We start from the raw sequence: 12576 nt of genomic DNA on the forward strand, positions 1-12576 counted from the left end.
TCTGGATTTGATGTTAAGAATCCTTACATCGTATTGACACATAATATAACATCACCTATAATGAAACTAAGTTAAGAAAAGGAGGAAATTGAGATGAGTGATAATATTCGCCGCTCAATGCCTTTATTTCCAATAGGAATTGTCATGCAGTTAACTGAGTTATCAGCAAGACAAATTCGATATTATGAGGAAAATGGACTGATATTTCCAGCCAGAAGTGAAGGAAATAGACGATTATTTTCATTTCATGATGTAGATAAACTGTTAGAAATCAAGCACCTGATAGAACAAGGTGTAAACATGGCAGGAATTAAACAGATTCTGGCGAAAGCCGAAGCCGAGCCAGAACAAAAACAAAACGAGAAGACGAAAAAACCAATGAAACATGATCTGTCCGATGACGAACTGAGACAGCTCCTGAAAAACGAGCTCATGCAAGCCGGCCGTTTTCAAAGAGGGAATACATTCCGTCAAGGCGACATGTCCCGCTTCTTTCATTAATCCGTTAGCAACTGTTTTGCTATATACATTTACCTTTTAAGAGGAGGAATTTTACCAAATGGCAAAGTACACTAGAGAAGATATCGAAAAATTAGTAAAAGAAGAAAACGTGAAGTATATCCGCCTTCAATTTACTGACATTCTTGGAACAATCAAGAATGTTGAGATTCCTGTAAGCCAGCTTGGAAAAGCGCTTGATAATAAAGTCATGTTTGACGGTTCTTCTATTGAGGGATTCGTTCGTATCGAAGAGTCAGACATGTACCTGTATCCAGATCTAAATACATTTGTTATCTTCCCATGGACAGCTGAAAAAGGTAAAGTAGCACGTTTCATCTGTGATATTTACAATCCGGATGGCACACCTTTTGAAGGTGACCCGCGAAACAACTTAAAACGGATTCTGAAAGAAATGGAAGACCTCGGCTTCAGTGATTTTAACCTTGGGCCTGAGCCTGAATTCTTCTTATTCAAATTGGACGAAAAAGGCGAGCCGACGCTTGAACTAAACGACAAAGGCGGATATTTCGACTTAGCTCCAACTGATTTAGGAGAAAACTGCCGCCGCGATATCGTACTTGAGCTTGAAGAGATGGGCTTTGAAATCGAAGCGTCTCACCACGAAGTAGCACCTGGTCAGCACGAAATCGACTTTAAATATGCTGGAGCAGTCCGCTCTTGTGATGACATCCAAACATTTAAACTAGTTGTCAAAACAATTGCCCGTAAACACGGCCTGCATGCGACATTTATGCCAAAACCATTGTTCGGTGTAAACGGTTCAGGTATGCACTGCAATCTATCACTCTTCAAAAATGGTGTTAACGCATTCTTTGACGAAAACGCAGATCTTCAGTTAAGTGAAACAGCGAAGCACTTCATTGCAGGTATCGTGAAGCACGCAACAAGCTTTACAGCAGTAACAAACCCGACAGTAAACTCTTACAAACGTCTTGTTCCTGGCTATGAAGCACCTTGTTATGTAGCATGGAGCGCGCAAAACAGAAGCCCGCTTATCCGTATCCCGGCTTCTCGCGGCATCAGCACACGTGTTGAAGTACGCAGTGTAGACCCAGCTGCAAACCCATACCTTGCACTTAGCGTATTGCTTGCTGCAGGATTAGACGGAATCAAAAACAAACTGGAAGCGCCGGCTCCAATCGACCGCAACATCTATGTGATGAGCAAAGAAGAGCGCATGGAAAACGGAATCGTTGACCTTCCAGCAACACTTGCGGAAGCACTAGAAGAATTCAAATCAAACGAAGTCATGGTCAAAGCGCTGGGCGAGCACCTATTCGAACACTTCATCGAAGCAAAAGAAATCGAATGGGATATGTTCCGCACGCAAGTACATCCTTGGGAACGCGAACAGTATATGTCTCAGTATTAATATCTCAATCCCTTGGCACTAAAAGTGTCAGGGGATTTTTTATGTTAATAGGTAATAAATTATGGAGCGGCACTGCTAAAAAGCAGGGTCACTTTTAGTCTATGTCACTAATAATTCTATGTACTAAATTTTTAATTAGGGAAATAATTCCACGCTTAAGGAAGCAATACGCATAAATAATTCGACAAATTCTGTGATAATTCCATTGTTCAATACTTCTACCAGCAATAATAAGATGAGTAAGGTAGATGTTTATCATTGACATCATAACCAAATGAATCCATAATTACGTTGAAATCTAAATCAATTTTCAAAAAGGAGATTTCTATGAAAAAATTGACTATCTTCTCCGGGGGATTAGGAGCGGTTTTTTCTGTACTGGCTCAACTGTTTGCGGTTATAGATGACTCTTACACTTTGGGGAATTTATGGTTTTTAGGTGCTTTGGCGGGAATTATAACCATGCTTGCTTCAATCCAGACAAATAATAAACCAGTCTTCAGCATATTATTAATTGCTAGTTCAGTAATAGGTCTACTTGGAACTGGTCTTGTATACATCATACCAACACTGTTCAATATAATAATAATTTATAAATTTTCAAAAGTAAGCCAATAAGCCAATGGGAAAATTAAGGTTCTTTTTTTATTTAACATCCCTTTGACAAGGTCGGTGATAAATCGCAGAATGTTTATGCTTGCAACTAATCCACCAGCGGGGGCATCGGTGGGCATGATTATCTAACGCCATGTTTCTAGGATACCGGAATTGAAACATTTGCTGAGGCATTTCGTGAAGCTGATCACCAAATGACCATTTCCATAGAGGCACGTCTAAAGAAGCTATCATAGGAGGACAATACTGTGTGGAAAGCTTTAAGTCAATTACTCAAGAAACAGAAAAATCAAAGTCCAAGCGATGAAGATTATATACAGATTCCAGAATTAGAAGTAAAAGTTTTGGGGATGCTTCACAGTATCAATATAGACCTGGTTAATGTAATAGCCCAAGCAGAAAAGTCTAAGGAGTTTATAGGACAAATCGAAGGCATCTGGCATTCTATAGCAAATCAATTTTATTCACTCGCCCAAGGGTTTGAGAATGAGGATATCAATAAGCTTTCTGCGGATCTTGATCATGCTGCCGCCACTTGGGAAGCTGTTGCTAATAAAGCAAAAGAGTTTGTAACAAATTCATACCAAGGGTAAAAGAAAAATAAGGGCCTGAAAGGGCTCTTTTGCTTATAGTCATATTTCCCGTAAGTATTACTTTTTGGATTTAATAAATTTTAAAGCGTGTTTGTTTCACTGAATTCATAGTCAAAAGGGGAATGTTTTTATGCTTGGAATCAACGTTGAAAAATCAAATGAAAACTTAATTATCAATTGGCAGCTATCCAAAATTGAAATTCCAATCAAAGAAATCAATGATGTATTTCTTGATCCAAACTATGGGGGAGAGGAGAAAAGCGCAGTAAGGATTGGGTTTCCTTATGGCTCAACAGATAGGGTAGTAATTAAAACAGCACGTAACACTTACATTTTGTTCACCACTAATCCTGCTTTAATTATGAGTAAAATTGTTTCTTAATAAACAGTTTATGTCCCTTTTAAATTTATCTATTAATGTTCTGTGTGGTAAAATTTAGTGAGATGATTTAAGGAGGAGGAGCATTTATGGAAGAAATAAAAGTTAGTTCACATGACACTAGATGGTATTAAGAAAGCAGTTTCTAAATATGGTACATTCCCTATGTTTCATCATGGAGGATATGTCATGGAAGATGCTACTTTTCATTTCAAAGATCCTGCTAGTCCTCAAGAAATTAGCGATATAGAACAGAAGCTAGGTGTTACTTTCCCTAATGACTATAAAGAGTTTTTGTTACAGCACAATGGGATGGAAATGTTTGATGGGATTGAAATACTTAGCTTAGAGGGAATCATTGAATATAATGAGGTTCAAGATTTCCCAGAGGGATACGTTTTAATTGGATATCATTTTGATGGAAGATATGTCATAGACACAAACAAATCAAAAAATGGATTAGGCTATATGCTATATCTAGACTCAATTGATGATATTGAAGATGCGATTAACTTAGATTCTAATTTCGAGATATGGTTTGATATGCTAGTGTCTTTAAATGGAACGAAATATTGGGAAGTAAATCCGAATCTCCAAGAGTATTATAAACTGGTTTCAGAATAACACTTCGGCAAAAGAAAAAATTATGACTAATTTCAACAACCAAAGAAACTGCAATTTGAGGGAAGTATAATGACAATTTACGAGCAAATTAAGGATGCTTTGAAAAATAAGATCAATGAGTTGGTTTCACCTCAAGAAGTAAAGAAAACCCTTCAAGAAAAATACGGAACTAATCCGGATAGCATTATTTTATCAGATTATTGTTATAACCGGTATAATAAGGGGATTTCTTTTAATAAGCACCTCTTTGAATATATGAATAGAAGTTCTTACAAATACTTAGGTGAAAACTCTCTTTATACAGGACTTATTTTCAGAAAATCAAAAGGGGAAGATAAGGAAGTTATCGTAGGCGAATGGGTAAACGGTGTTAAATCACTCCGAGAAGCTTCTGTTACTAATAACCAAATAAATGATCAAGCCGAAATCATTAGTAAAGAACAACTTGTAAACCTTTATAATGAATATAACCAAATCCTGAGATATGAAATGAATGTATTGAACTGTAAGCCTACAGAATTGAGGCATTTAATTGGCAGAATCGGTGAATTCATTTGTGCAATCCAAACCAACGGCACTCTGGCACGTCAAACTAATCAGCATGGATTTGATGTTGTGAGTGATGGCAGACGGATTAGTGTAAAAACAACAGCTCAATCAAGTGGTTTTATTTCGATAAATAAAAATACATTTTATGATTTTGATGATTTTTTTGTAGTTCAATACGTAAATGATGATTTTAAAGTTATTTTCTTCGGCTCAAAGGAAGAAGTGCAAAAAATAAGCAGAATTTATGGAAGCCAATACGAAGTTGAAATTTCACTTCTTAAAAAGCTTAATAAGGAATACCAATTAAATTAAACAATCTTGTTGGTAACAAACATCCTCTTACTTATTGTAAGAGGATGTTTGTTTAATTCTTACATATTTTATCTTTGCAATCTGGCTTACGAGTTGCATCCACAGTAAATGATCTTACTTCGTCTTTAGTTTTGTCATAAATTCCCCATATTACCCCTCAGAGAAGGATAGGGGGATTATTTTGGAGAATCATATTCCATTGCTTGTTCACAGTCAGTAATCCTTGAGTTGTTCTAGCAAGAGGCAATATTGTTGAATAAGAATAGTTTTAAAGAGGTTATTGTTGTCTTCATATTGAAATAAAGATTAAGTATATTAGAGGGGAGTTGCTTTAATGCACATAACAACAAAAAGGTTATTGATACGTGAATTTGAATTCAAAGATTGGCAAGCAGTATATGAGTATACATCTGATAGTAATGTAATGAAGTATATACCTGAAGGGGTTTTTACTGAAGAAGATGCAAAGGCATTTGTAAATAAAAACAAAGGTGATAACGCTGAAAAATTCCCTGTCATACTAAGAGATGAAGACTGTCTTATAGGCCATATTGTTTTTTATAAGTATTTTGGTGAACATACATATGAAATTGGGTGGGTGTTTAATCCCAATTATCAAAATAAAGGGTATGCTTCTGAGGCAGCCCAAGCTATCTTGGAATATGGATTTAAAGAAATGAACTTACATAGGATTATAGCTACGTGTCAACCTGAGAATATTCCCTCATACCGAGTTATGAAGAAGATTGGAATGAGAAGAGAAGGCTTTTTTAAAAAATGTATTCCAAAAGGCAATGAATGGTGGGATGAATATTATTACGCTATTTTAGAGGAAGAGTGGAATTGAACTTTATTGAGTGCGGCAATACAAACAAATTATCACCCTCTACTTAGAACATATTAGTTAAATGAAGGTGATATATAAAGTGATATGACAGTGATTAAATGGGATTCAATGAGCTCCGGTGAATTGTTTTTAGGTGAGTTCACTAAGGATGATACCTGATACGCAGCCATACCATTCGAGCGTTAATCATTTTATAACTGATCTTTTCACTTTTGCCCACGGGGGAATAAGACCCTATTTAAGTTTGCCAGACGATTGTTTGATCCGTTGTTGATGATTGTCAGGATTTTTTGTGAAGGAATATCTTTATATAGTGGTTGATTATTCCCTTCTGGTAAAAATTGATCTATGTTGAATTGCTTAACATGTCATTGAACTCAGAGAATAAAGTGAACCTGCCACAGATGTTCATTATCTTTTAGGGGGTTCCAAAAAGACCGTATTCCTATCGATCGCTCAGAGTGAAAATGGTATACTAAAGTTACAATCACAGGAAGGAATTACAATTTTTTTAGATCTACATAAAATCATCTGATTAACCGAAAGTGAGAATGTGTGAATGAATTTAATAGGGTATATTGAGGAAAGGTTTCAAAACCTCGAATTAATTCCTAGCATCTATAATCAATGGGGCACAGGAATCCATTTTTGTCTTGGGGAAAATATCTATCAACTCAAAGCAAATGAAGAATTGAATTTAAAGATGTTTCGGATTGTATATGAACAAACCTCAATCATTTTTAATGAATTATTTGAACAAAATGATGACATATTCCTTGTGACGAATATGTATAAGCACAAAAAGAAAGAGAAATGTATAAGAAAATTAAAGGTGTATCAACCGTTTCTAAAATGTAAAAATCATTTGAATCAAATTATGGTGAAGACATATCCCTATCCTTTCGAAATCAATAAAGCTGAAGAATACGAGATGCAACAATTTTCCCTGTTATGCAAACCTCGAGACTTACGTGTAACTGAATTACTTAAAGCAGCCAGTAATGAGGATTTTCCACAAAAACCGAAATTCGGAGGTTACTCTATTGATTACCCTGATGTTTTCTTTGTGAACATTACAAAAGACATTATTTTCTTTATCTATGATGACCGCGGATGCGAAGTCATAGCTCATGATTTCAAACGAATACGTCCACTTTATGAAAAATATCACGACTGGGTAGAAGAGTATAAGTGCATGTAATACTTTTTTTAAAAACGATTTATCAGGAAAGGCAGAATTAGATTATGAGGGCCTTACATACAAGATGTAAACGGTTATTGAAACTAAGATGGTATTATGTGATGATGAGAGATCTGCATTTTTATTAGTACTTGATGAAAGATTAGTGGATTTTGATTCTCAAGGTGGAAACCATATTAGTGTTTATTTAGTTACTCACTTTGAGTTATCTGATCAATCGTATAAAGATGTATTAAGCTTTAATGATGATCTTTTGGGTATGGAGCATAACTGTTCGTATGCAATGGATATTCTAAGCGTTAAAGAGGAACTTGATTTCGATTTCCCATTTAATATGCTTGCAATAAAAAGCTATGTACAAGAATTAATAAAAATGTTAGGGATTGATATCACTCTGCCTGAAATGAAAGAAAGAGATTTTGACAAACTTTCTCAAAACTAAATAAAACTACTATTTTTAAAGAGAACGGAGACTTGCTTTCAATATGAATGTTAAAAAAGCTGCAGCTGTTTTTTCAATCACTATTCCAATTATCTCAGCCATCTTAATTATTAATTTTTTTACAGGATTTATGTCAATTCCATGGCAAGGAATGCCGGTGTTTTTTCCATTATTACTTTCTCCTATAGGAATCATTTTAGCGTTCGTTTCAATAAAGACAAATAAACGGTGTGCTGTATATGGGATTGTCTTAAATGCAATTATGTTTCCATTTCCTTTTTTCTGGTTTATCGGAGGGGCTTTGTTATTTGGAGTTTAAAATCCATTAGGCATTACGCTTATACATTGGTATTTTCGAGCTTGTCAAAAGAAGGAATAAAAAAACTTCAGAATTGCTTGGCTTTACTTTATGTTGAAAGGGGTCGAGTAAGGTGGATAGGAAAAAGGATGAAATACAAAGAAAATATAGGGAACAAATGAGGGAGAAGAAAGAACGAGAAAAAGAAGATGGCAGTTCACATACTTTTGAAATTGTTGTTGTGCTAGCCATTATCATTTTGATGTTTTTCTTTAATTCAGTTTTCAAGGCTTTTTAGATATTGTACAGATGACTTTCAGGATGTTTGAAAAAATAACCCTTTGAGATATATACCGCATGAAAGTATTGAAGGACTTATGAAAATTCAAGAGCCAGTTGAATCTTAATAATTAATCACCAAATAATGGGGATGTAAAATGAAGTTGTATAATGAATTTATCAATATAGCTAAAACGTTTAATAAAGAGTTAGACATAATTCCATTATTATATGGATCTTTAGGTCTTGAAAAGGTAACTGGGTTAGACTTTTCCCCAGAAGATATTGATCTCCTTATTCCTTTAATTTTTTTAGAGGAAAAGTGGGAAAAACTAAAAAAAGTGATGGAACTGCATGGATACAAAATGGTTGATTTACATGAGCATGAATTTAAGAAAACTAATACAAAAATAGGCATTTCTTACATTGAGGATTTAAAACCATTTGCAGATGTAGACTATAATAACCTAGAGATTTTTGAAGATGGCGGAGCGAAATATCATTTGCTAACGATTGATGATTACCTCAAGATTTATAAAAAGTCTTTATTAGATGGTTATAGAAGAAGGAAGAAGAATCATAAAGACCAAAGTAAAATTAACATATTGAATAAATTAATACGGAATTAATTTCTGTATTCCCTTTTGTTTCCAGTCTCAATTAAAATTTTTAAGATTAAAATAAGTTTGAAGGAAAAATCATAGTGTTTAACACAGCCATTAATCCTCAGACAGTCAAATAGCCATTTCTACTCCGGTTGAAAGCTTCTCTATTTTTGCTTCTTATTTATCTTTCCTGTATTGATATATGTATGTAGGGTTGGACTTATAACATAAACTATTCTGGCCATTCCGTTCTTTCAATTCATGACCGGGCTTGCCATCAGCATAAATCTAGGCTAACAGTCTCCATACATCCTGTGATCACCTTTATCAAACTCTTAAATGCAACTTACCACTAACCAATTCTTTATTTCGCATAGATCATCTTTGTCATGTGTTTACACAAGAATCTGTTTTGGACTGAGACACTGAATATAACAAAACAGTCAAAAATCAATATTTAATTCATTCTGTTTAAACTTTCTGAAAAAGATGTTGAAAAAGTCGAAAGGATTTTATAATATTAAGTCAAGTTAGTTTGTTTGATCAACAAACTAATGAAATGAACTTTCATTATCCACAAGATAAGATCTTACTAATATGGATGGAAGGGGGATAAGAGGATCGATTTAATGGAGCTAAACAATATAAGAAACGAAAGAATGAGGCTTTTATCCTTTTCCAGGTATATAAGGTATGACGAGAAAAGATGAATTTTTTGCTTGCTGATCACCATATTTTTTCGCACTATTTTGAAAGCGCTTTTATAAAAGTTTACTGACCGTAAATTCGAGAAATTGTTATACCGTTTCACACTGTTCCATATTAAAGGATCGAAAAGGGGAGAAATCATGCTCAGTGAAAATGTAAAGAAGATTAGCATGGTTGAAAAAGTTGGATATGCGTCTGGAGATTTTGCTTGTAATTTAATTTATGCAACAGTGTCTACGTATCTTTTGTTCTTCTATACAGATGTTTTTGGTTTATCGGCAGCAGCAGCCGGTACTATGTTTTTAGTGGTTAGAATAATCGACGCTCTCGCCGATCCTTTTATCGGAACAATAGTTGACAGAACGAACAGCAGATTTGGACGCTTTAGACCGTATCTTTTATTCGGAGCTTTTCCATTTGTCATACTGGCAATACTCTGTTTTACAACACCAGACTTTACGGATATGGGGAAATTAATATATGCCTATATAACCTATGTTGGCTTGTCGCTTACATACACAACGATAAACGTTCCATATGGCGCGTTAACTTCTGCAATGACTAGAAATAATCAAGAAGTTGTTAGTATAACTTCTGTTCGCATGTTATTTGCGAATCTTGGGGGACTTGTCGTTGCATTTTTTGTTCCCTTACTGGCTGCTTATTTAAGCGATACTTCCGGCAACGAGTCTCTTGGCTGGCAACTAACCATGGGTATTTTGGGAATGATAGGCGGGTGCCTTTTAATCTTTTGTTTTAAAAGCACAAAAGAGCGGGTCACTCTTCAAAAATCCGAAGAAAAAATTAAATTTACGGATATATTTGAGCAGTTTCGTGTTAATCGTCCACTTGTTGTATTAAGTATTTTCTTTATTATTATTTTTGGAGTGAATTCCATCAGTAATTCGGTTGGCATTTATTACGTAACGTATAACGTAGAAAGAGAGGATTTGGTGAAGTGGTACGGTTTGATAGGAAGTTTGCCCGCTTTGGTCATTTTACCGTTTATTCCAAGGCTTCATCAATTTTTGGGGAAAAAGAAATTACTAAACTATGCATTATTACTGAATATTATCGGCCTTTTAGCTTTACTGTTTGTTCCGCCAAGTAATGTTTACCTCATACTTTTCTGTCGATTAATCGCTGCTGCTGGAAGTCTCACTGCCGGGGGATATATGTGGGCGCTTATTCCTGAAACAATAGAATATGGAGAGTACAGGACTGGAAAAAGAATGGGTGGGCTCATTTACGCTATAATCGGATTTTTCTTTAAGTTTGGTATGGCCTTAGGAGGAGTTGTTCCGGGTCTGGTTCTTGATAAGTTTGGATATGTGGCAAATCAGGCACAAACCCCGGCGGCATTAACGGGGATTTTAATTACAACAACCATTATTCCCGTGTTCTTGCTGGTTCTAGCTTTAATTGATATTAATTTCTATAACTTAGATGAGAAAAAATATAAAAACATGGTTCGAGAATTAGAGAATAGAGACAAAGTTTATTTGGATCATATTGACGATTTCAAGGCTTAAAAAAGAAAATAAACTGAGGAGGAATTCCATATGAAAATTATCAATCCCGTACTTAAAGGATTCAATCCCGATCCAAGTATTTGTAGGGCAGGAGAGGATTATTATATCGCGGTATCTACATTTGAGTGGTTCCCGGGAGTCCAGATACACCACTCAAAAGATTTAGTAAATTGGCACTTAGTTGCACATCCATTACAGAGAGTTTCACAATTAGACATGAAAGGAAATCCAAATTCAGGTGGGGTTTGGGCACCATGTTTAAGCTATAGTGATGGGAAGTTTTGGCTGATCTATACGGATGTTAAGGTAGTAGATGGCGCATGGAAAGATTGTCACAATTATTTAGTTACTTGTGAAACGATTAATGGTGATTGGAGTGAGCCGATTACATTAAATAGCTCGGGATTTGATGCTTCTTTGTTCCATGATACGGATGGAAAAAAGTATTTATTAAATATGTTATGGGATCACCGTATTGATCGGCACTCATTTGGAGGAATTGTTATACAGGAATATTCTGATAAAGAGCAAAAATTAATCGGTAAACCAAAAGTTATATTTGAAGGAACGGATAGAAAACTGACAGAAGCTCCGCACCTTTATCATATCGGGAACTATTATTATTTATTAACTGCAGAAGGAGGAACACGGTACGAACATGCTGCTACAATTGCCCGTTCTGCAAATATTGAGGGGCCATATGAAGTTCATCCCGATAATCCAATCTTAACGTCATGGCATGACCCAGGAAATCCATTGCAAAAATGTGGTCATGCATCCATTGTTCAAACACATACAGATGAGTGGTATTTAGCTCATTTAACGGGACGTCCTATTCATCCTGACGATGATTCAATTTTTCAGCAGAGAGGATACTGTCCTTTGGGCAGAGAATCAGCTATTCAAAAACTTTACTGGAAAGATGAATGGCCCTATGTAGTAGGTGGAAAAGAAGGAAGCTTGGAGGTAGATGCACCTTCTATACCCGAAACAATATTTGAAGCAACGTACCCGGAAGTTGATGAATTTGAGGATTCAACATTAAATATAAATTTTCAAACTTTAAGGATTCCATTCACGAATGAATTAGGTTCATTGACTCAAGCGCCAAATCATTTACGATTATTCGGTCATGAATCATTGACCTCGACATTTACTCAGGCATTTGTAGCCAGACGCTGGCAAAGTCTCCATTTTGAAGCCGAAACTGCTGTTGAGTTTTATCCGGAAAATTTTCAACAAGCCGCTGGATTGGTGAATTACTACAATACAGAGAACTGGACGGCTCTTCAAGTCACGCATGATGAAGAACTTGGCCGCATTCTTGAATTAACAATATGTGACAACTTTTCTTTTTCACAGCCATTAAATAATAAAATTGTTATTCCTCGTGAAGTAAAGTATGTATATTTAAGAGTAAATATTGAAAAAGACAAATATTATTATTTCTATTCTTTTAACAAAGAAGATTGGCACAAAATTGACATAGCACTGGAATCGAAAAAATTATCAGATGATTACATCCGTGGGGGAGGATTCTTCACAGGGGCCTTTGTAGGGATGCAATGCCAAGATACCAGTGGTAATCATATTCCGGCCGACTTTAGATATTTTCGTTATAAAGAAAAATAATTTGCACATGAAAAAGGAGATTTCTATTTTAGAACTCCTTTTTCATATGAGAAGGTGCCTATGTCA

The 12576-nt window shown here is 35.3% G+C and carries 15 protein-coding genes and 1 pseudogene; 15 read left to right on the top strand and 1 reads right to left on the bottom strand.

What is annotated here, in order from left to right:
- Positions 1 to 93 precede the first annotated feature (93 nt).
- The 8 genes from glnR (at position 94) to MHB62_RS09300 (ending at position 5813) form a co-directional block, all read left to right on the top strand.
- Positions 94 to 501 carry a transcriptional repressor GlnR gene (glnR, locus tag MHB62_RS09265; RefSeq protein WP_003238341.1) on the top strand — a complete coding sequence of 136 codons (408 nt, stop codon included), beginning with the start codon at positions 94 to 96 and terminating at the stop codon, positions 499 to 501.
- Positions 502 to 559: 58 nt separating this feature from the next.
- A complete protein-coding gene (gene glnA, locus MHB62_RS09270) occupies positions 560 to 1894 on the top strand; it encodes a type I glutamate--ammonia ligase (protein WP_003231737.1) in 1335 nt (444 codons plus the stop codon).
- A gap of 327 nt (positions 1895 to 2221) precedes the next feature.
- On the top strand, positions 2222 to 2512 hold the full coding sequence (locus tag MHB62_RS09275; RefSeq protein ID WP_009967315.1) for a membrane protein: 291 nt from the start codon (positions 2222 to 2224) through the stop codon (positions 2510 to 2512).
- Positions 2513 to 2757: 245 nt separating this feature from the next.
- Positions 2758 to 3102 (top strand): hypothetical protein, encoded by a 345-nt coding sequence (locus MHB62_RS09280; protein ID WP_003244759.1) that lies wholly within the window; start codon positions 2758 to 2760, stop codon positions 3100 to 3102.
- A gap of 130 nt (positions 3103 to 3232) precedes the next feature.
- Entirely contained in the window at positions 3233 to 3484 is a 252-nt protein-coding gene (locus tag MHB62_RS09285; protein ID WP_003245594.1) for a hypothetical protein, read from the top strand.
- Between the two features lie 186 nt (positions 3485 to 3670).
- Positions 3671 to 4105 (top strand): SMI1/KNR4 family protein, encoded by a 435-nt coding sequence (locus MHB62_RS09290; RefSeq protein ID WP_003245860.1) that lies wholly within the window; start codon positions 3671 to 3673, stop codon positions 4103 to 4105.
- Between the two features lie 69 nt (positions 4106 to 4174).
- On the top strand, positions 4175 to 4966 hold the full coding sequence (locus MHB62_RS09295) for a DUF6998 domain-containing protein (RefSeq protein ID WP_003245212.1): 792 nt from the start codon (positions 4175 to 4177) through the stop codon (positions 4964 to 4966).
- A gap of 334 nt (positions 4967 to 5300) precedes the next feature.
- Positions 5301 to 5813, top strand: a complete 513-nt coding sequence (locus tag MHB62_RS09300; protein ID WP_003245754.1) for a GNAT family N-acetyltransferase — start codon at positions 5301 to 5303, stop codon at positions 5811 to 5813.
- A gap of 175 nt (positions 5814 to 5988) precedes the next feature.
- On the opposite strand, the pseudogene MHB62_RS09305 reads toward MHB62_RS09300, so the two are convergent.
- A pseudogene (locus MHB62_RS09305) lies at positions 5989 to 6219 on the bottom strand (SOS response-associated peptidase family protein); the annotation flags it as partial.
- Positions 6220 to 6372: 153 nt separating this feature from the next.
- Here MHB62_RS09305 and MHB62_RS09310 point away from each other — a divergent pair.
- From MHB62_RS09310 to xynB, 7 genes are all read left to right on the top strand, one after another.
- Positions 6373 to 7014, top strand: coding sequence for a DUF3885 domain-containing protein (locus MHB62_RS09310; protein ID WP_003245299.1), 642 nt, complete (start codon positions 6373 to 6375; stop codon positions 7012 to 7014).
- A gap of 88 nt (positions 7015 to 7102) precedes the next feature.
- Complete coding sequence (locus tag MHB62_RS09315; protein WP_003245740.1) at positions 7103 to 7456, top strand: hypothetical protein; 354 nt, start codon at positions 7103 to 7105, stop codon at positions 7454 to 7456.
- 43 nt (positions 7457 to 7499) lie between these two features.
- A complete protein-coding gene (locus MHB62_RS09320; protein WP_003245005.1) occupies positions 7500 to 7775 on the top strand; it encodes a hypothetical protein in 276 nt (91 codons plus the stop codon).
- 112 nt (positions 7776 to 7887) lie between these two features.
- Positions 7888 to 8052: a hypothetical protein gene (locus tag MHB62_RS09325; RefSeq protein ID WP_003245467.1), complete on the top strand. Its 165-nt coding sequence runs from the start codon at positions 7888 to 7890 to the stop codon at positions 8050 to 8052.
- A gap of 139 nt (positions 8053 to 8191) precedes the next feature.
- Positions 8192 to 8662 (top strand): hypothetical protein, encoded by a 471-nt coding sequence (locus tag MHB62_RS09330; protein ID WP_003245403.1) that lies wholly within the window; start codon positions 8192 to 8194, stop codon positions 8660 to 8662.
- A gap of 824 nt (positions 8663 to 9486) precedes the next feature.
- The gene (locus MHB62_RS09335; protein ID WP_032721891.1) at positions 9487 to 10878 is read left to right on the top strand and encodes an MFS transporter; all 1392 of its coding nucleotides are present in this window, start codon (positions 9487 to 9489) and stop codon (positions 10876 to 10878) included.
- 30 nt (positions 10879 to 10908) lie between these two features.
- Positions 10909 to 12510: a xylan 1,4-beta-xylosidase gene (gene xynB, locus MHB62_RS09340; protein ID WP_032721894.1), complete on the top strand. Its 1602-nt coding sequence runs from the start codon at positions 10909 to 10911 to the stop codon at positions 12508 to 12510.
- The last annotated feature ends 66 nt before the right edge of the window (positions 12511 to 12576 follow it).

Source organism: Bacillus sp. FSL K6-0255, from assembly GCF_045040725.1.
Taxonomy (GTDB): Bacteria; Bacillota; Bacilli; order Bacillales; family Bacillaceae; genus Bacillus; species Bacillus subtilis.

Bases quoted from the DNA above. Each gene is read 5' to 3' on its own strand.
- glnR (WP_003238341.1), top strand. From the start codon at position 94: ATGAGTGATAATATTCGCCGCTCAATGCCTTTATTTCCAATAGGAATT.
- glnA (WP_003231737.1), top strand. From the start codon at position 560: ATGGCAAAGTACACTAGAGAAGATATCGAAAAATTAGTAAAAGAAGAA.
- MHB62_RS09275 (WP_009967315.1), top strand. From the start codon at position 2,222: ATGAAAAAATTGACTATCTTCTCCGGGGGATTAGGAGCGGTTTTTTCT.
- MHB62_RS09285 (WP_003245594.1), top strand. From the start codon at position 3,233: ATGCTTGGAATCAACGTTGAAAAATCAAATGAAAACTTAATTATCAAT.
- MHB62_RS09290 (WP_003245860.1), top strand. From the start codon at position 3,671: ATGGAAGATGCTACTTTTCATTTCAAAGATCCTGCTAGTCCTCAAGAA.
- MHB62_RS09295 (WP_003245212.1), top strand. From the start codon at position 4,175: ATGACAATTTACGAGCAAATTAAGGATGCTTTGAAAAATAAGATCAAT.
- MHB62_RS09300 (WP_003245754.1), top strand. From the start codon at position 5,301: ATGCACATAACAACAAAAAGGTTATTGATACGTGAATTTGAATTCAAA.
- MHB62_RS09310 (WP_003245299.1), top strand. From the start codon at position 6,373: ATGAATTTAATAGGGTATATTGAGGAAAGGTTTCAAAACCTCGAATTA.
- MHB62_RS09315 (WP_003245740.1), top strand. From the start codon at position 7,103: ATGGTATTATGTGATGATGAGAGATCTGCATTTTTATTAGTACTTGAT.
- MHB62_RS09320 (WP_003245005.1), top strand. From the start codon at position 7,500: ATGAATGTTAAAAAAGCTGCAGCTGTTTTTTCAATCACTATTCCAATT.
- MHB62_RS09330 (WP_003245403.1), top strand. From the start codon at position 8,192: ATGAAGTTGTATAATGAATTTATCAATATAGCTAAAACGTTTAATAAA.
- MHB62_RS09335 (WP_032721891.1), top strand. From the start codon at position 9,487: ATGCTCAGTGAAAATGTAAAGAAGATTAGCATGGTTGAAAAAGTTGGA.
- xynB (WP_032721894.1), top strand. From the start codon at position 10,909: ATGAAAATTATCAATCCCGTACTTAAAGGATTCAATCCCGATCCAAGT.